Here is a 16710-nt window from a genome sequence, read left to right on the forward strand (position 1 = left end):
ACGCCTGCCGAGAGGGGCAAATTTAACCAAGAATCATGCCGCGCTAGATCGCGCTCCAGCCGAGCCATCCGGTATAGACCCCGACGACGACGATCAGCGCCGCCGAGAGATAGGGGGCCTGGCGGGCGAACCGGCTGAAGCCGGTCCAGCGCCGTTCGATGTGGCGCATGCTCAAGGCCGCCAGGACGCCGGCCGAGACCATCGTGATCGCAAGCCCGATGCCGAAGCACAGCACCAGCGTGAAGCCGAGGCTGAACTGCTTGAGCTGGATGCAGAGCAAGAGGACGGTGATCGCCGCCGGGCACGGGATGAGGCCGCCGGTCAAGCCGAACAGCACGATCTGCCAGGTCGTGACGGTCCGCCCGGCAAAGCGCTTGCGGATGTCGGCGGCGTGCTCGCGGGCATGCGCGTCGTCCTCGTCGCCGAGATTCATGTGCGAATGATCATGCTCCTCGAAGGCCGCCTCGAACGCATCGCGGCGTCCGCACAACGACAACCGCATCTGGAATGCGTGCGGCTCGGGGATCTCCTGGACGCTCTCCAGAAAATCGCCTTTGCCGGCGAACGCGAACGCCTGTGTGGCGCCGTCCGGCCGGCGCGTTTCCACGATGACGTCCTCCGGCCGCGGCAGCAACCCCCGCTCGGCGCTGATACGCCAGCGCGGCGGCACGCCGTCCTCGAAGATCGCGAGCGTGAGCACGTCATCGCCGATCGCAATCCGCATCGGCTCATCATGGTGATGGTGATGGTGATGATCGTGATCTTCGGCGCGCTGCTCGCGCCACGTCCGCCACGCCATCCAGACCGCGATGCCGACGATCACCACAGCCGATGCAACCTGGAAATAGGCCTCGCTCTGCTCGCCGCTCCATTGCCGCCCGAAGTATAAGCCGCCGAGCGCCACCGCCCACACGATCGCGGTGTGCGAGATCGCGGCCGACAGACCGAGCAGCGCCGCCTGCGGCACCGTGCCGCGCACCGCGATGATGAAGGCCGCCATCATCGTCTTGGAGTGACCCGGCTCCATGCCGTGCAGCGCGCCGAGCAGGATGGCGCTCGGCACGAACAGCCAGGCGTGGGCTGAGCCCTGCTGCAGCAGTTGGGCGAGCTCGTTCATCGCGTCACTTGAGGTAGGTGCGGACGACGTCGATCAGGTCCGCAGCGCCTTGCGCCTTCTCGGGATCCTTCTCATGCGCGGGATCAACCACGTGATGACGAATATGGTCCTCGAGCAGCTCGGCCGTCAGCCCGTTCACGGCCCCGCGCACCGATGCGACCAGCATCAACACATCGGCGCAACCGAGCTCGGATTCGAGCGCCCGCTCGACCGCCTCGATCTGCCCCTTGATGCGCCGGATACGGCCGACGAGCCTGGATTTGTTCTTGATCGTGTGCGACATGGCGCCTAATATAGGGGGGTACCCTATATTAATCAAGCCGGAACCTGTCGGGCGAGACCATGTCGTTGACGCCGGGATCCCTCGTGCGAGGGTCGCTCCTGATCGTGCCGCTGCTGTGGACGCAGTCGGCGCATGCGCACGGCATTGCCGGCAACCGCTATTTCGCCGGCACGATGACGATCGACGATCCCGCTGTCGCCGACGAGCTGATCCTGCCCAATTTCAGTTATCTCCCTTTCCCTGCCCAGGGCAGCAACGTTACCGAGAGCCGCATCAACGGCGCGTTTGCGCGGCTGCTGACGCCGACGCTCGCCTTCACGATCGACAGCGCATGGGTCCACCAGAACTGGCCGATCGGCCGCACGTCGGGTTTCGACAAGACCAATATCGGCCTCAAATACGAAGCCTTTCGCGACAACCGCCACGAGGCGCTGGTCTCGGTCGGTCTCGCCTGGGGCATCGCGCACTCCGGCGCGGTCGCGATCGGCGCCGATGCGCCCGATACGATCCAGCCGGGCATCTTCGTCGGCAAGGGGTTTGGCGACCTGCCGGATTCGTTATCGTGGTTGCGCCCGTTTGCCGTCACAGCCTCGTTCGTCGATGAAGTGCCGCTCGGCAGTGTTGGCAGGGCGCTGGCGCCGAATCCCGCGACGGGCCGGTTCGACACCATTCTCCCGCGTGCCGTCGAGACGCTGCACTGGGGCATCTCGCTCCAGTACAGCACGCTCTATCTGACGAAGCGGTTCGACCGCGGACCGCCCAAGGATGAGCCGCTCAATCAGCTGGTCCCGCTGGTCGAGTTCAGATTCGACAGCCCGCGCGGCCAAACCACGGCGGCGACCGCCAACCCCGGCTTCGCCTACGTCGCGGTGGCGTGGCAGGTGGCGGCTGAAGCGATCATCCCGCTCAACCGCGCCGGCGGAACCGGTCCGGGATTCCGTGCGCAACTGCTCATCTTCCTGGATGACTTCATGCCCGCGCTGTTCGGCAAGCCGCTGTTGAGCGGCCGGCCCGCGCGCAGCCAGATCGCGTGGTGATGGAGATGCGCGAGCCCTGGTCGTGCGCGCTCCCTACGCACGAGAGGAACCGAAGCCCGCTTCTTGCAATCGGGATGTCCTGCGCCAGCACAGGAATGCAATCGCGGGAATCCGAAACCATCGAATTCCTGAACGGTGATCGGATCAGGCGCATCGCCAGCGACGGCAGGAAGCGTTACAGCTTCACCTACACGCGCTGCCGATAACACCAGGCCCGCTATGCGATGAGGGCTGGCGTTCGCGCCGACACCGTCAACGTGCTACAGCTCGTCGTGCACTCTGATGTACTATTTTTGAAGTGGGGGAAACACAATGCATATTCGATTGAGCGTCTGCGCCGCCGCCTTGCTCGTCATGAGCACCGCGGACGCATCGGCGTTCTCAATGAGCTTCCGCTGGTGTGGGTCGGGCTCGCCGGTGTTCTCGCTGAGCGGCGTACCAAAGGGCGCTGCGACGTTGCAATTCCACATGGTGGATCTTCAGGTCCCAAGCTACAACCATGGCGGAGGAACAGTGACGTATAAGGGCCAATCAACCGTGCCCTGTGGCGCGCTGACGAACTATTCGCCACCAAGCCCGCCGTCGGGAAGCCACTCCTACCAGATCACGGTCACCGCATTCGGCCCCGGCAACGCAAACCTTGGAACGGCAAGCTTCACGAGACAATTCCCCGAGAAGAAGTGAGGTTGCAGCTTGGGGGCAGCGCCGGCCCCCGAACGGGGCAAGCGCAGCGTCGCGCAAGCCCGCTCGGCAGGCCGGCCCCCGAGGGCCCGCTACGTCATCGATCGCGGCGGCTTACGCGTAGCGGCCGTGGCAGTGCTTGTACTTCTTGCCTGAGCCGCAGGGGCAATCCTCGTTGCGGCCGACCTTGCCCCAGCTTGCGGGGTTCTTCGGATCGCGGTCGGCGGCCGGGGTCCTTGGCACCAGCGAGGCCTGGGCGAAGTTGGCTTGCGCCAAGGCCATGGCCATCTCGTCTTCGCCGGTGTTCGGGTCGAACTTGTGGGCTTCCATCGCCGGCAGCGGCTGCGGCGGCTCTTCCGGCGGCACGATTTCGACCCGCATCAGCTGCGCGGTAACTGCTTCGCGCAAATGCGAGACCATGGTCTCGAACAGGTTGAAGGCTTCCGACTTGTACTCCTGCAACGGATCGCGCTGGCCGTAGCCGCGCAGGCCGATCACCTGGCGGAGATGGTCCAGCATGATCAGATGCTCGCGCCAGAGGTGATCCAGCGTCTGCAGCAGGATCGTTTTCTCGACGTAACGCATCACGTCGGGGCCCCATTGCGCGACCTTGGCCGCCATGTGCTCGTCGACATGCTTCTCGATGCGCGCCAGCAGCTCCTCGTCGGCGATGCCCTCTTCCTTGGCCCATTCGTCGACCGGCAGGTCGACATCGAGCACGCGCTTCAGCTCTTCCTTCAGTCCCGCGACGTCCCATTGCTCGGCATAGGCATGCTCGGGCACGTGCTTGGTCACGACATCTTCGACGAAGGCGTGGCGCATGTCGGCCACTGTCTCGGCGACGCTGTCGTCCTTCATCAGATCGACACGCTGGTCGAAGATCACCTTGCGCTGGTCGTTCTGGACGTTGTCGAACTTGAGCAGGTTCTTGCGGATGTCGAAGTTGCGCGCTTCGACCTTCTGCTGTGCCTTCTCCAGCGCCTTGTTGATCCAGGGATGGATGATGGCCTCGCCTTCCTGCAGGCCAAGCCGCTGCAGCATGCTGTCGAGCCGGTCGGAGCCGAAGATGCGCATCAAATCGTCTTCCAGAGACAGGAAGAACTTCGAGCGGCCAGGATCGCCCTGACGGCCGGAACGGCCGCGCAGCTGGTTGTCGATGCGGCGGGACTCGTGACGCTCGGAGCCGATGATGTAGAGGCCGCCCGGCTTCTCCACGGTCTTGGCCGGCTTGGAGCCCTTGGCCGGCTCGACCTCGAAATCCTCTTCCGCCTTCAGCACGATCTCACGGAAGCGCTCGATGTCGGCTTTGATCTGCTCGATCTTCTTGGCCTTCTCGGCCTCGTCGGTGATGCCTGCGGTCTCCTGCTGGATCCGCATGTCGAGCGAGCCGCCGAGCTTGATGTCGGTACCGCGGCCGGCCATGTTGGTCGCGATCGTGATCGCGCCGGGCACGCCGGCTTCGGCGACGATATAGGCTTCCTGCTCGTGGAAGCGCGCGTTCAAGACCGCGAACAGCTTGGCCGGCTTGCCGGCGCGAGCCGCCGCGTAGAGCTTCTCCATCCCGGACTGGGAGCCGAAATCGATCTGCTTGTAGCCGTTTTTCTTCAGGTACTCGGCGAGCACTTCCGACTTCTCGATCGAGGCGGTGCCGACCAATACGGGCTGGAGCCGCTTGTTGGCGCGCTCGATCTCGGCGAGGATCGCGGCGTATTTTTCCCCTTGCGTGCGGTAGACCTCGTCGTCCTCGTCGAGGCGCGCCACCGGCAGGTTGGTCGGGATCTCCACGACCTCGAGCTTGTAGATGTCGAACAGTTCGTCGGCTTCGGTCGCCGCCGTGCCGGTCATGCCCGCCAGCTTCTCGTACATCCGGAAATAGTTCTGGAAGGTGATCGAGGCGAGCGTCTGGTTCTCCGGCTGCACCGGCTGGTGCTCCTTGGCCTCCAGCGCCTGGTGCAGGCCTTCCGAATAGCGGCGGCCCGGCATCATGCGTCCAGTGAACTCGTCGATGATCACGACCTCGCCGTCGCGGACGATGTAGTCCTTGTCGCGCGTGAACAGCGTGTGCGCGCGCAGCGCCTGGTTGATGTGGTGCACGACGGAGACGTTCTCCACGTCGTAGAGCGAATCGCCCTTGAGCTGACCGGCCTCGCCCAGCAGCCTCTCGATCTTCTCCATGCCGGCTTCGGTCAGCGTCACGGTGCGCTGCTTCTCGTCGACCTCATAGTCGGACTTGTCGAGCTTGGGGAAGAAGGTGTCGATGGTGTTGTAGAACTCGGAGCGGTCGTCGAGCGGGCCGGAGATGATCAGCGGCGTGCGCGCCTCGTCGATCAGGATCGAGTCCACTTCGTCGACGATCGCGTAATAGTGCCCGCGCTGGACCATGTCCTCCAGGCGGTACTTCATGTTGTCGCGCAGATAGTCGAAGCCGTATTCGTTGTTGGTGCCGTAGGTGATGTCGCAGCCATAGGCCGCCTTGCGCTCGGCATCGTCGAGGCCGTGCACGATGACGCCTGTGGTCATCCCGAGGAACGAATAGATCTGGCCCATCCAGCCGGAGTCGCGGCGGGCGAGGTAGTCGTTGACGGTGACGACGTGGACGCCGCGGCCGGCGAGCGCGTTGAGGTAGACCGCCAGCGTTGCGACCAGCGTCTTGCCTTCGCCGGTCTTCATCTCGGCGATGTCGCCCTCGTGCAGCACCATGCCGCCGATCAGCTGGACGTCGAAATGGCGCTGGCCGAGGGTGCGCTTGGCAGCCTCGCGGACGGTGGCGAAGGCCGGAACCAGGATGTCGTCGAGCGTCTTGCCACTGGCGAGTTCTTTCTTGAATTCGGCGGTGCGGGCCTTCAGCGCCTCATCCGACAGTTTGGCGAGCTCGGGTTCGAGCGCGTTGATGGCGTTGACGCGGGACTGATACCCCTTGACCCGACGGTCGTTGGCGGAGCCGAAAAACTTGCGGGCGAGCGCGCCGATCATTCGTAATTCCTGTTCTTCGGTCTGGAGTTAGGTCTTGAGTTAGGTGGTCTTGACTTAGGTCTTGGGTTACAGCCTGAAATGGTCCACCGGATCGCCTATCAACTCACCGTGACGCGCTGCGATTTCAGCCCCGACCCGGGGGCTCATCCGCCAATTGAGTGGGAAACGGGCCATCCAAGGTTCAACGGCCAAAAACGCAGCAAAATAAGCGCTATCGCCGTTGACACGATCGGCCAGAGATATGGCCCGGTCGGGGGGTTGTCAACGCCGGCAAGATGTCAAGGAATTCATCATTTTGACAGACTTTTCGCGTTGCCAAGGCCGCGCGATTGGGCGAGTGTCCGCCGCGCTCGCGCTTCCCCCCTTTGTGACAAGGATTTTGCATGACCACCTCGCCCGCGGAAACGAAAACCGGCCTGCGCCTCGGCCTCGCCACCCTGGCTGTGACGGGCTGTCTTGCCGCACTGCTGGTCGCCGGCCTTCCGGTCCGGGCGGCCGATTCAGACCCGGTGCTCGCCAAGGTGAACGGTTCCGAGATTCGCGCCAGCGACGTGGCGCTCGCTGAGGAGGAACTTGGCCCGAGCCTCGCCCAGATGGACCCCTCGACGCGCAAGGATAACGTGCTGGCCTTCCTGATCGACATGAAGATCGTGTCCAAGGCCGCCGAGGACAAGAAGATCGAGAATTCGGACGACTTCAAGAAGCGCCTCGCCTTCACCCGCAACCGCCTGTTGATGGACAGCCTGCTCGCCAGCGAGGGCAAGGCCGCGACCACCGACGACGCCATGAAGAAGGTCTATGACGAGGCCGCCAAGCAGATCACCGGCGAGCAGGAAGTGCGCGCCCGCCACATCCTGGTCGAGACCGAGGACGAGGCCAAGGCGATCAAGGCCGAGCTCGACAAGGGTGCCGACTTCGCCGAGCTCGCCAAGAAGAAGTCCAAGGATCCCGGCGCCTCCGACGGCGGCGACCTCGGCTTCTTCACCAAGGAGCAGATGGTGCCGGAATTCTCCGCGGTCGCCTTCACGCTCGAGCCGGGCAAGATCTCCGACCCCGTGAAGTCGCAGTTCGGCTGGCACATCATCAAGGTCGAGGAGAAGCGCAACCGCAAGGCGCCCGACTTCGCGCAGGTGAAGAGCCAGATCGAGACCTATGTGACCCGCAAGGCGCAGGCCGACTACGTCGCCAAGCTCCGCGAGGCCGCCAAGGTCGAGCGCATGGACACCGCCAAGGCGGACGACGCCGCGAAGCCGGCCGATGCCGCCAAGGACGCTTCGAAGGACGCGCCGAAGCCTGCCGACAACAAGATGGCGCCGGCGAAGAAGTAAGCTTCGCGAATATTGGAAGTCGCGATGGCCGGGCATGTCCCGGCCATCTGCGTTTGGAGGCGTAGCCCGGATGAAGCGAAGCGAAATCCGGGACAAGTCCCTCCAGGACGACAGACCCCGGATTGCGCTTCGCTCCATCCGGGGCTACGAACTTCTCCTGCCGCGGCGGCAGTTTCTTTGAACAATTGATGACGGCGGTTATAGGTCCCGGCTCCCGTGCGCAATTGCGCACTAGGCCGGGACGACGCGGCGATGATAATGCGCCCTCTCCCACTCAACCGATTGAGATGATAAGGAGCGCTTCCCTCCCAACGCCGGAAGCTTGCCCATGTCCACCGCCGTCTCCCCCCTCGCCCCGACTGACGTTCCCGCCATGCCCGTGATCGCGGGCGTGAAGCTTGCCACGGCGGCCGCAGGCATCCGCTACAAGGGGCGCACCGACGTGCTGCTGGCGCTCTTGGACAAGGGCACGACGGTTGCCGGCGTCTTCACCAAGTCGAAATGCCCATCCGCGCCGGTGGAATGGTGCCGCGCCAAGCTGAAGGGCGGCGGATCTTCTAAGAAAGGATCGGCCCGCGCGCTTGTGGTGAACTCGGGCAATGCCAACGCCTTCACCGGCAAGACCGGCAAGCAGTCCACCGCGCTGACCGCGCAGATCGCCGCGAAAGCCGTTGGCTGCGCGACGTCCGACGTGTTCCTCGCCTCGACCGGCGTGATCGGCGAGCCGCTCGACGCCACCAAGTTCGACGGCGTGCTGGCGACGCTCGCCGAGAAAGCCACGCCCGACCACTGGATGGACGCCGCGAAGGCGATCATGACCACCGACACCTTCCCGAAGGTCGCGACCGCGACCGTGAAGCTCGGCAAGGCCAAGGTGACGATCAACGGCATGGCCAAGGGCGCCGGCATGATCATGCCCGACATGGCGACCATGCTCTCCTTCGTCTTCACCGACGCGCCGCTGTCGGCAGCCGTGCTGCAATCGCTGCTCAAGACCGGCGTCGAGGACACCTTCAACGCGCTGACGATCGACGGCGACACCTCGACGTCGGACACGCTGCTCGCCTTTGCTACGGGTGCCGCGGCTGAACATGGTGCGCCGAAGATCACCCGCGCCAGCGACCCGCGCTTGAAGGCGTTCGCCAAGGCGTTTTACGGCGTGCTCGCCGACCTCTCCGAGCAGGTGGCGCGCGACGGCGAAGGCGCGCGCAAGCTCGTCGAGGTCGTCGTCGAAGGCGCGACCACAAAACCGTCGGCGCGCAAGATCGCGATGTCGATCGCCAATTCGCCGCTGGTGAAGACCGCGATCGCCGGCGAGGACGCCAATTGGGGCCGGGTGGTGATGGCGGTCGGCAAGGCCGGCGAGCCCGCCAACCGCGACAAGCTCTCGATCTCCTTCAACGGCATCCGCGTCGCCAAGAGCGGCGCGCGCGATCCCTCCTATAACGAGACCGAGGTGTCGGAGGCGATGAAGGCGCCGAAGATCCAGATCAAGGTCGCGCTCGGCCTCGGCAAGGGCCGCGACCGCGTGCTGACCTGCGACCTCACCAAGGAATATGTCGCGATCAACGGCGACTACCGGTCGTAGCCGGAGCCGTCATTGCGAGGAGCTCGCGACAAAATTGCAAAGCAATTTTGCGCTGAAGCGACGAAGCAATCCATCTGTCCGAGCGTGCGGAGAGATGGATTGCTTCGCTTCGCTCGCAATGACAGAATCTTCGCAAACCGCATCGGGGACGTCCACACCACATGGCTGACATCAAACTGACCCTCGTCGTCGCCTGCGCGCTCATCGATTCGGACAAGCGCGTGCTGCTGGCGCAACGTCCCGAGGGCAAGGCGCTGGCGGGCCTGTGGGAATTCCCCGGCGGCAAGCTCGAGCCGGGCGAGCGGCCGGAGCAGACCCTGATCCGCGAGTTGCACGAGGAGATCGGCATCACTGTCGCCGAGCCATGCCTCGCGCCGCTGACCTTCGCGAGCCATGCCTACGAGACCTTCCACCTGTTGATGCCGCTCTACATCTGCCGCCGCTGGGAGGGCATGGTGGTGGCGCGCGAGGGCCAGAACCTCGCCTGGGTACGCGCCAACAAGCTGCGCGACTATCCGATGCCGCCCGCGGACATTCCGCTGATCCCGCACCTGATCGATCTGTTGCTGTAGGGCGCGAACCGCGCCGCACACAAACTCGTCATGCGCGGGCTTGACCCGCGCAACTATCACTCTTCGAAAAGACTCATGCGAAGAGGATGGATTGCCGGGTCAAGCCCGGCAATGACGGTCCATCACTCCCGCTTCGTTCCCCTCACCGCCGCCTCCAAACTCGCCTTCGCCGAGCCCGGCTTGAGCGGCTTCTGCTGGCTCTCATGCGGCGCCCAGCCGGAGAGCCAGATGATGTCGAAGGTGGCGCGGATGCGGCCGTCGGCATCGGCAAAGCGCTCGCCGTAGATTTGCGCCATCCGCAGCATGGTGCTGCGGCGGGTCGGCGTGCGGCGGCGCTCATGCAGGATGTTGGTCGCGCCCATGCGGCGGAGATCGGCCATCAGCGCAAACGCGCTGTCGTAGCGCACCACGACGCGATCGACGTCGGTGACCGGCAGCGCAAAGCCGGCCCGCTGCAACAGCGCGCCGACATCGCGCAGATCGGCAAACGGCGCGACGCGCGGCGACACCCCGCCCTCGCATTCGGCTTCCGCCGCGGCAAAGCTCTGGCGGAGCTCGGTCAGCGTGTCGCCGCCGAGCATGCCTGCGAGCAACAACCCGTCGGGCTTCAGCGCGCGGCGGATCTGCGCGAGCACGCCCGGCAAATCGTTGACGAACTGGAAGGCGAGCGCGGAGACCACGAGATCAAGCGCGTCAGGCGGTAGCCCGAGCGCCTCCGACGCGCTGAAATCGATGCGGCGGACCGAGGCGACGCGACCGCGCAATGCGTCCGCAAGCCCGGCGCCCGGCGTCCAGACATCTGCGCCCATCGAAAACGTCCGCGCCACCGCGAGCAGCCGATCGGCGAGATCCTCGGCGGCACGTTCGAGCAGGAAGGTCGCCGCGCCGTCGCGCCGCGCACGATCAAGCCGCACGCCAAGCAGCGCGCGGTCGAACAGGACGGGGGCGGTTGTCGGGTTCGAAGCCATGCCGGCTGGTTACGCCGGTCACTCCCGGCTTGCAATCCGGAGCTTGAGGCTCGCCTTGCCCGGCGCTAGCCTCGTCCCATGGACGCCGAGGCATCACCACCACGCTCCATTGTCAACCATCTGCGCGGCGCGCTTGGCGCGATCGGCGGCGCATGGTCGCAGGCCGCGCGGCTCGTGCTCGACATCGCGCTGCCGACGCTCTGCGTGTCCTGCCGCGAACCGGTCGAGGGCGAAGGCGTGTGCGCGACGTGCTGGGCCAAATTGTCGTTCATCGCACCGCCATTCTGCCCGCGGCTCGGCATTCCCTTTGTCTACGATCCCGGCCCTGAGCTGCTGTCGATGGAGGCGATCGCCAATCCGCCGACCTACCAGCGTGCGCGCGCCGCGGTGCGCTATGACGATGTCGCACGCACGCTGGTGCATGCGCTGAAATACCAGGACCGCACCGATCTGGCGCCGGCGATGGGCCGCTGGATGGCGCGGGCGGGGAAGGAATTGCTAACAGAAGCCGATCTTTTGGTCCCGGTTCCCCTGCACTGGCGGCGCGGCTGGAGCCGGCGCTACAACCAGTCCGGGGCGCTCGCCAAGGTGATCTCACGCCAGAGCGGTGTTGGGATGGCGGCCGAGGCGCTCCGGCGCGTCCGCGCCACCGAGCAGCAGATCGGGCTGTCGCGCCCGCAGCGCGCCAGCAACGTCCAGGGCGCGTTCAAGGTGGCCGATGACCGCAAGGCTGATATCCAGGGCCGCCGTGTGATCCTGATCGACGACGTCCTGACCTCCGGCGCCACCGTGGATGCCTGCGCGCGGGCGCTGTTGCGCGCCAAGGCCGCGCAGGTCGACGTGCTCGTGTTTGCCCGGGTTGTCGATACCCACCGCGCTCCCATATAATCGGGGACTTCTGGTTCAACCGAGCGCATCAATGACCGCTGCCATTGAAATCTACACCCGCCCGGGCTGCGGTTATTGCACCGCGGCCAAATCGCTATTGTCCCGCAAGAATGCGGCATTCACCGAATTCAGCGTCGCCAGCGACCCTGCGTACCGCGACGAGATGTACAACCGCGCCGGCGCGGGCTCGACCTTCCCGCAGATCTTCATCGGCCAGACCCATGTCGGCGGCTGCGACGAGCTCTATGCGCTCGACCGCGAGGGCAAGCTCGACAGCCTGCTCGCCAGCGGAGGCGGCGCCTGATGAGCACGGACACGACCTTCACCGCCGCCATGGTGCAAATGCGCACCGAACTATTGCCGGAGCCGAGCCTCGAGCAGGGCACGAGGTTGATCCGCGAGGCGGCGGCGCAGGGCGCCGACTATGTGCTGACGCCCGAGGTCAGCAACATGATGCAGCTGAATCGCAAGGCACTGTTCGAGCATCTCGCCAACGAAGAGGACGACAAGTCGCTCAAGGCCTATCGCGCGCTCGCCGCCGAGCTGAAGATCTATCTCCATGTCGGCTCGCTGGCGCTGCGCTTCTCGCCGGAAAAGGCGGTGAACCGTTCGTTCCTGATAGCGCCCGACGGCAATGTGCTGGCGAGCTACGACAAGATCCATATGTTCGATATCGATCTGCCTGGTGGCGAGAGCTACCGCGAATCGGCCAACTATCAGCCGGGCGAAACCGCCGTGATCTCCGACCTGCCCTGGGGCCGGATCGGGCTGACGATCTGCTACGACGTGCGCTTCCCGGCGCTCTACCGCGCGCTGGCCGAAGCCGGCGCCTCGTTCCTCACCGTGCCCTCGGCCTTCACGCGCAAGACCGGCGAGGCGCATTGGCACACGCTGCTGCGCGCGCGTGCCATCGAGACCGGCTGCTTCGTGTTCGCCGCGGCGCAAGCCGGCCTGCACGAGAACAAGCGCGAGACCTTCGGCCATTCGCTGATCATCGACCCCTGGGGCGAGATTCTCGCCGAGGGCGGCGTCGAGCCGGGCGTGTTCCTGGCCAAGATCGATCCCGCCAAGGTCGAGACCGCGCGCAAGCAGATTCCTTCGCTGCAACACGGCAGGCGCTTCGGCATTGCCGACCCCAAGGCCGGCCCGGAGCACCTGCACCTTGTCCGGGGCTCGGCATGATCCGCTATACGCTCCGCTGCGCAAAGGGCCACCAGTTCGAAAGCTGGTTTCAAAGCTCTTCGGCCTATGAGTCCCAGGAGCGGCGCCACCTGATCAACTGCCCGAGCTGCGGCTCCGACAAGGTCGAGCGCGCCATCATGGCCCCGCAGATCGTCAGCAAGAAGGGCCGCGAGCGTGCGCCGGAGCCGGCCCCGACGCCCGCACCGGCCCCCGAGGCGGCGACGCCCGGATCGACGCCGCTGTTGATGGCGCAGGAGCGCGAACTACGCGCCAAGCTGAAGGAATTGCGCGATCACATCGTCAAGAACGCCGACAATGTCGGCGACCGCTTCCCCAACGAGGCGCGCAAGATGCATTACGGCGATATCGAGCACCGGCCGATCTACGGCGAGGCCTCGCCGGAAGAGGCGCGCGCGCTGATCGACGAAGGCGTCGAAGTCTCGCCGCTGCCGACGCTGCCGGAAGACCGCAACTAGACCTCCGACACCCCACGCCCTCGTCATTGCGAGGAGCGAGCAATCCATCTATCCCCGAATCGAGAAGTGGATTGCTTCGCTTCGCTCGCAATGACGGCGGGGAACCATCGCGACCCCGTTTCCACCGTCTGAGAGTCCGCATGCCCCCCGACACCTTCTCCTCCTGGCAAGTCTGGGCGTTCCTCTCCGCCGTCTTCGCAGCCCTCACCGCGATCTTCGCCAAGGTCGGCGTCGAGGGCATCAACTCCGATCTCGCGACCCTGATCCGCACCGTGATCGTGCTGGTCACGCTGTCGGCGATCCTGTTCGCGACCGGGCAGTTCACGCAATCCGAGCCGATTACGACCAAGAGCTGGATCTTCCTCCTGCTGTCCGGGCTCGGCACCGGCGCATCCTGGATCTGCTATTTCCGCGCGCTCAAACTCGGCCCCGCGACGCTGGTCGCGCCGATCGACAAATTGAGCGTGGTGCTGGTGGCGCTGTTCGGCGTCGCCTTCCTCGGCGAACGTCCGTCGTTCTATGGCTGGATCGGGATAGCGATGATCTCGGCCGGGGCGGTGCTGATCGCCGCGAAGGGCTAGATTCTTGTCTTAACGCGTTTTCTTCACGCGAACCGGCGTCCACTTCGCTTGAAAACGCTATGGTTACACCGCAATCAGCAGCGCAACGCCGATCACGATCAGGACGGTGCCCGCGAATTCCCGCGCCGAGATCGGCTGCTTGAACGAATAATGGGCCACGCCCTGCGCGAACAGCACCTCGATCAGCGCCAGCGTGCGGACATTCGCCGCCGCCGTCAGCGCGAACGCCAGGAACCAGAATTGCGAGGCGAACGCCCCCATGAAGCCCGCCAGCATCGACGGCCGCCACAGCCCAAAGATCGCCTTGAGGATCTTCGGCGCGCGCAGCAGGAGATAGATCGACAGGATCAGCGTCTGCACGAACAGGCCGAACACCAGCGTGTAGGTTGACGCCGTCACGAAGGAGACGCCCGACACCGTGATGATCGCGCCGCGAAAGCCGATCGCCGACAGCGCGAACGCCGCGGCGGCCACCAGCCCCAGGATCGTCGGCTTCAGCTCGGCAAAGCCCTTCTCGCCGCCCGGCCGCAGTGCGGTGATCACGACGCCGACGGTTGCGATCACGATCGCCAGCACCTTGAGCCAGGTCAGGTGATCGCCGAGGAACACGAAGCCGAAGATCGCGGTCTGGATCGCCTCGGTCTTCAGATAGGCCGTGGTCACGACAAACGAGCGATCATTCATCGCCAGCAGCATCAATCCGGTGCCGATGATCTGGCTCAGCGCGCCGAGGATCAGCCATGGCCAGAACGCAGCGCTCGGCCACGGCACGTGATCCCCCGTCACCGCGACGACGAGCACGAAGAACAGCACCGAGAACGGAAAGCCGAACAGGAAGCGGATATTGGTCGCGCCCCAGGTCCCGAGCGGCCCCGTCAGCGACCGCTGCATCGCATTGCGCGCGACCTGCCCGAGCGCAGCGATGATGGTGAAGGGAATCCAGAGTGAGGCGATCGTGAGCATATGCGAAAGGAAATCGTGCCGGGCGGGGAATGCCTGCGCACCGTGCCGATTACCGCCGATGCGGTCAACCGACGCAGCGCATGACAGGATTGCGCGGGCGCCAGCACGCCATCGTTTCACAAGCCTTGGAGGGTGCTACCGTCATTGCGAGCGAAGCGAAGCAATCCATGGTGCCGCAAGCGGAGGAATGGATTGCTTCGTCGCGGAGCCTGTCATCGGGCGCGCATTCGCGCGACCCGTTGGCTCCTCGCAATGACGACGCCGCAAGAACAACGGCCGGTAAGTAGCTAAGGCCGCCTCCCGCTAGACCTCCTCCGCCACCACCATGTAGTTCACGTCCATGTCGGACGAGATGGTCCATTTGTCGGCGAGCGGGTTGTAGACCACGCCGGCCTCCTCGGTGATGGTGAGGGCGACGTCGCCGAGGTAGCGGGCCAGCTCGTCGGGGGTGACGAACTTGTTCCACTGATGGGTGCCGCGCGGCAGCCAGCGCAGCACATATTCGGCGCCGACGATCGCGAGCGCGAAGCTCTTCCAGTTGCGGTTCAGCGTCGAGACCACCATCAGCCCGCCGGGCTTGAGCATCGCCGCGCAACGCTTGAGGAAGGCGCCGACGTCGACGACATGCTCGACCACCTCCATCGCCAGCACGATGTCGAAGCGCTCGCGCACGTCCATCTCCTCCACCGTGGTGCAGCGATAGTCGATCGACAGATGGCCCTTGTCGGCGTGCAGCTTGGCGGCTGCGATGTTGGAGGCCGCGGGATCGATCCCGATGACCTGTGCGCCGAGCCGCGTGAACGGCTCGCACAACAGCCCGGCGCCGCAGCCGATATCGAGCATGCGCAGGCCCGAGAGGCAGCTCAGGCTCTTGGCGTTGCGCTCGAACTTGCGGCAGGCGGCGTCGCGGATATAGGTCAGGCGCAGCGGATTGATCTTGTGCAGCGGCGCCATCTTGCCGCGCGGATCCCACCATTCGTCGGACAACTTGGAGAATTTCGCGATTTCGGCCGGATCGACCGAGCTCGTGGAGGAACTGGAGAGAGTTGTCTGCATGGCCATGGTTGCGCGCACCCCTATCGCGCGGTGATCGAATTGCGGAACGCCAACGGCGCGGCGATGGTCTTGATGGTTTCGATGCCCTCTCCGACGCCGCGGATGGTCACATCGCCATAATTGAGGATGCGCCCCATGATGCTCTGGTTGACGTCTACGCTCTCGACCTTGTCGAGGCTCATCTCGAAGGTGCGCCGCTTGATAAAGCCGGTTTTGTGCACAACGCGGAAATTGGTGACGTCGGTCTCGGTGGTCCAGCGGTGGAACCAGGCGGTAGCGGTCCAGTAGACCCCCGCAAGCGCCACCGCAGCGGCCCCGGCAAGGCACAACAGGACCAGGCCGTCGACCGTCGTCATCCGCGACAGGACCAGCAGGACCAGGACCACGATCCAGGCGCCGATGGCCGGCAGGTAGAACATCCAGTGCGCGTTGGTCGAATACAGCACCTTCTCGCCCGGCTGCAGGATTTCGTCGATATAACGCCCCATACCATCCGCCTTGAGTTACCCCTGCGCCACAGCCCGCCCGCAACGGGCCCAAAGCCCCCAGGAACCGGCTCGCACCGGCCTGCACCGGCTTGCCCCCGGGCGCGACGGTATGTATACGCGCGTTTCGGTCCCTGCGCTGCGGTTTTAGGCGCGGGTTACCCGACTTATCCTCGTTTCAGGGAATAGACGCGTCGTCATGGGCCGCCTCGTGATGAAATTCGGCGGTACGTCCGTCGCAAATATCGATCGAATCCGCAATGTCGCACAGCATGTGAAGCGCGAGGTCGACGCTGGCCACGAGGTTGCCGTCGTGGTGTCGGCGATGTCCGGCAAGACCAACGAGCTGGTCGCCTGGTGCACCGACGCCTCGCCGATGCACGACGCGCGGGAATATGACGCGGTGGTCGCCTCGGGCGAACAGGTTACCTCCGGGCTGCTCGCCATCGTGCTGCAGGGCCTTGGCATCCAGGCCCGCTCCTGGCAGGGCTGGCAGATCCCGATCAAGACCTCGGACGCCCACGCCTCGGCG

18 protein-coding genes are annotated in these 16710 nt (G+C 65.1%); 11 read left to right on the forward strand and 7 right to left on the reverse strand.

Going from position 1 to position 16710, the window contains the following annotated elements:
* Window positions 1–43 precede the first annotated feature (43 nt).
* Window positions 44–1117 (reverse strand): nickel/cobalt efflux transporter, encoded by a 1074-nt coding sequence (locus ACFFWD_RS26825; protein WP_376970268.1) that lies wholly within the window; start codon window positions 1115–1117, stop codon window positions 44–46.
* Between the two features lie 4 nt (window positions 1118–1121).
* Entirely contained in the window at window positions 1122–1400 is a 279-nt protein-coding gene (locus ACFFWD_RS26830; protein ID WP_376970270.1) for a metal/formaldehyde-sensitive transcriptional repressor, read from the reverse strand.
* An 83-nt stretch (window positions 1401–1483) separates the two neighbouring features.
* On the opposite strand from ACFFWD_RS26830, the gene ACFFWD_RS26835 reads away from it, so the two are divergent.
* The gene (locus ACFFWD_RS26835) at window positions 1484–2437 is read left to right on the forward strand and encodes a hypothetical protein (RefSeq protein WP_376970272.1); all 954 of its coding nucleotides are present in this window, start codon (window positions 1484–1486) and stop codon (window positions 2435–2437) included.
* A gap of 312 nt (window positions 2438–2749) precedes the next feature.
* Window positions 2750–3121 (forward strand): phospholipid-binding protein, encoded by a 372-nt coding sequence (locus tag ACFFWD_RS26840; RefSeq protein ID WP_376970274.1) that lies wholly within the window; start codon window positions 2750–2752, stop codon window positions 3119–3121.
* Window positions 3122–3232: 111 nt separating this feature from the next.
* On the opposite strand, the gene secA is transcribed toward ACFFWD_RS26840, so the two are convergent.
* Window positions 3233–6091, reverse strand: coding sequence for a preprotein translocase subunit SecA (secA, locus tag ACFFWD_RS26845; RefSeq protein WP_376970276.1), 2859 nt, complete (start codon window positions 6089–6091; stop codon window positions 3233–3235).
* 383 nt (window positions 6092–6474) lie between these two features.
* On the opposite strand from secA, the gene ACFFWD_RS26850 reads away from it, so the two are divergent.
* The 3 genes from ACFFWD_RS26850 to mutT all read left to right on the forward strand — a co-directional run bounded on the left by ACFFWD_RS26850 (window position 6475) and on the right by mutT (window position 9579).
* On the forward strand, window positions 6475–7419 hold the full coding sequence (locus tag ACFFWD_RS26850) for a peptidylprolyl isomerase (protein WP_376970278.1): 945 nt from the start codon (window positions 6475–6477) through the stop codon (window positions 7417–7419).
* A gap of 328 nt (window positions 7420–7747) precedes the next feature.
* A complete protein-coding gene (argJ, locus tag ACFFWD_RS26855) occupies window positions 7748–9007 on the forward strand; it encodes a bifunctional glutamate N-acetyltransferase/amino-acid acetyltransferase ArgJ (RefSeq protein WP_376970280.1) in 1260 nt (419 codons plus the stop codon).
* A 161-nt stretch (window positions 9008–9168) separates the two neighbouring features.
* On the forward strand, window positions 9169–9579 hold the full coding sequence (gene mutT, locus ACFFWD_RS26860) for an 8-oxo-dGTP diphosphatase MutT (RefSeq protein WP_376970282.1): 411 nt from the start codon (window positions 9169–9171) through the stop codon (window positions 9577–9579).
* A 122-nt stretch (window positions 9580–9701) separates the two neighbouring features.
* Here mutT and ACFFWD_RS26865 read toward each other — a convergent pair whose 3' ends face one another.
* Window positions 9702–10547: a methyltransferase domain-containing protein gene (locus ACFFWD_RS26865; protein ID WP_376970284.1), complete on the reverse strand. Its 846-nt coding sequence runs from the start codon at window positions 10545–10547 to the stop codon at window positions 9702–9704.
* 78 nt (window positions 10548–10625) lie between these two features.
* On the opposite strand from ACFFWD_RS26865, the gene ACFFWD_RS26870 reads away from it, so the two are divergent.
* The 5 genes from ACFFWD_RS26870 to ACFFWD_RS26890 all read left to right on the forward strand — a co-directional run bounded on the left by ACFFWD_RS26870 (window position 10626) and on the right by ACFFWD_RS26890 (window position 13674).
* Complete coding sequence (locus ACFFWD_RS26870; protein ID WP_376970286.1) at window positions 10626–11435, forward strand: ComF family protein; 810 nt, start codon at window positions 10626–10628, stop codon at window positions 11433–11435.
* Window positions 11436–11466: 31 nt separating this feature from the next.
* The gene (grxC, locus tag ACFFWD_RS26875) at window positions 11467–11739 is read left to right on the forward strand and encodes a glutaredoxin 3 (RefSeq protein ID WP_376970288.1); all 273 of its coding nucleotides are present in this window, start codon (window positions 11467–11469) and stop codon (window positions 11737–11739) included.
* Entirely contained in the window at window positions 11739–12617 is an 879-nt protein-coding gene (locus ACFFWD_RS26880; RefSeq protein WP_376970290.1) for a carbon-nitrogen hydrolase family protein, read from the forward strand. The genes grxC and ACFFWD_RS26880 overlap by 1 nt, the downstream gene beginning before the upstream one ends.
* Window positions 12614–13093, forward strand: a complete 480-nt coding sequence (locus ACFFWD_RS26885; RefSeq protein ID WP_376970292.1) for a DUF1178 family protein — start codon at window positions 12614–12616, stop codon at window positions 13091–13093. Before ACFFWD_RS26880 ends, ACFFWD_RS26885 begins: the two co-directional genes overlap by 4 nt.
* A 140-nt stretch (window positions 13094–13233) precedes the next feature.
* Entirely contained in the window at window positions 13234–13674 is a 441-nt protein-coding gene (locus tag ACFFWD_RS26890; RefSeq protein ID WP_376970294.1) for an EamA family transporter, read from the forward strand.
* A 63-nt stretch (window positions 13675–13737) separates the two neighbouring features.
* Here the strand turns inward: ACFFWD_RS26890 and ACFFWD_RS26895 are convergent, their stop codons facing one another.
* From ACFFWD_RS26895 to ACFFWD_RS26905, 3 genes are all read right to left on the reverse strand, one after another.
* Window positions 13738–14637 (reverse strand): EamA family transporter, encoded by a 900-nt coding sequence (locus ACFFWD_RS26895; RefSeq protein ID WP_376970296.1) that lies wholly within the window; start codon window positions 14635–14637, stop codon window positions 13738–13740.
* A 303-nt stretch (window positions 14638–14940) separates the two neighbouring features.
* The gene (gene ubiG / locus ACFFWD_RS26900) at window positions 14941–15699 is read right to left on the reverse strand and encodes a bifunctional 2-polyprenyl-6-hydroxyphenol methylase/3-demethylubiquinol 3-O-methyltransferase UbiG (protein WP_376970298.1); all 759 of its coding nucleotides are present in this window, start codon (window positions 15697–15699) and stop codon (window positions 14941–14943) included.
* A gap of 14 nt (window positions 15700–15713) precedes the next feature.
* On the reverse strand, window positions 15714–16181 hold the full coding sequence (locus ACFFWD_RS26905) for a PH domain-containing protein (RefSeq protein WP_376970300.1): 468 nt from the start codon (window positions 16179–16181) through the stop codon (window positions 15714–15716).
* A gap of 196 nt (window positions 16182–16377) precedes the next feature.
* Here ACFFWD_RS26905 and ACFFWD_RS26910 point away from each other — a divergent pair.
* A partial coding sequence (locus ACFFWD_RS26910; RefSeq protein ID WP_446680530.1) for an amino acid kinase family protein occupies window positions 16378–16710 on the forward strand: 333 nt, incomplete at its 3' end.

The organism is Bradyrhizobium erythrophlei (assembly GCF_042430365.1).
Classification (GTDB): domain Bacteria; phylum Pseudomonadota; class Alphaproteobacteria; order Rhizobiales; family Xanthobacteraceae; genus Bradyrhizobium; species Bradyrhizobium erythrophlei.

What these genes read in the sequence shown, in the direction of transcription:
- ACFFWD_RS26890 (WP_376970294.1), top strand. Translation starts at nt 13,234, where the DNA reads ATGCCCCCCGACACCTTCTCCTCCTGGCAAGTCTGGGCGTTCCTCTCC.
- ACFFWD_RS26850 (WP_376970278.1), top strand. Translation starts at nt 6,475, where the DNA reads ATGACCACCTCGCCCGCGGAAACGAAAACCGGCCTGCGCCTCGGCCTC.
- mutT (WP_376970282.1), top strand. Translation starts at nt 9,169, where the DNA reads ATGGCTGACATCAAACTGACCCTCGTCGTCGCCTGCGCGCTCATCGAT.
- ACFFWD_RS26880 (WP_376970290.1), top strand. Translation starts at nt 11,739, where the DNA reads ATGAGCACGGACACGACCTTCACCGCCGCCATGGTGCAAATGCGCACC.
- ACFFWD_RS26905 (WP_376970300.1), bottom strand. Translation starts at nt 16,181, where the DNA reads ATGGGGCGTTATATCGACGAAATCCTGCAGCCGGGCGAGAAGGTGCTG.
- ACFFWD_RS26840 (WP_376970274.1), top strand. Translation starts at nt 2,750, where the DNA reads ATGCATATTCGATTGAGCGTCTGCGCCGCCGCCTTGCTCGTCATGAGC.
- ubiG (WP_376970298.1), bottom strand. Translation starts at nt 15,699, where the DNA reads ATGGCCATGCAGACAACTCTCTCCAGTTCCTCCACGAGCTCGGTCGAT.
- secA (WP_376970276.1), bottom strand. Translation starts at nt 6,091, where the DNA reads ATGATCGGCGCGCTCGCCCGCAAGTTTTTCGGCTCCGCCAACGACCGT.
- ACFFWD_RS26825 (WP_376970268.1), bottom strand. Translation starts at nt 1,117, where the DNA reads ATGAACGAGCTCGCCCAACTGCTGCAGCAGGGCTCAGCCCACGCCTGG.
- argJ (WP_376970280.1), top strand. Translation starts at nt 7,748, where the DNA reads ATGTCCACCGCCGTCTCCCCCCTCGCCCCGACTGACGTTCCCGCCATG.
- ACFFWD_RS26865 (WP_376970284.1), bottom strand. Translation starts at nt 10,547, where the DNA reads ATGGCTTCGAACCCGACAACCGCCCCCGTCCTGTTCGACCGCGCGCTG.
- ACFFWD_RS26895 (WP_376970296.1), bottom strand. Translation starts at nt 14,637, where the DNA reads ATGCTCACGATCGCCTCACTCTGGATTCCCTTCACCATCATCGCTGCG.
- ACFFWD_RS26885 (WP_376970292.1), top strand. Translation starts at nt 12,614, where the DNA reads ATGATCCGCTATACGCTCCGCTGCGCAAAGGGCCACCAGTTCGAAAGC.
- ACFFWD_RS26870 (WP_376970286.1), top strand. Translation starts at nt 10,626, where the DNA reads ATGGACGCCGAGGCATCACCACCACGCTCCATTGTCAACCATCTGCGC.
- ACFFWD_RS26830 (WP_376970270.1), bottom strand. Translation starts at nt 1,400, where the DNA reads ATGTCGCACACGATCAAGAACAAATCCAGGCTCGTCGGCCGTATCCGG.
- grxC (WP_376970288.1), top strand. Translation starts at nt 11,467, where the DNA reads ATGACCGCTGCCATTGAAATCTACACCCGCCCGGGCTGCGGTTATTGC.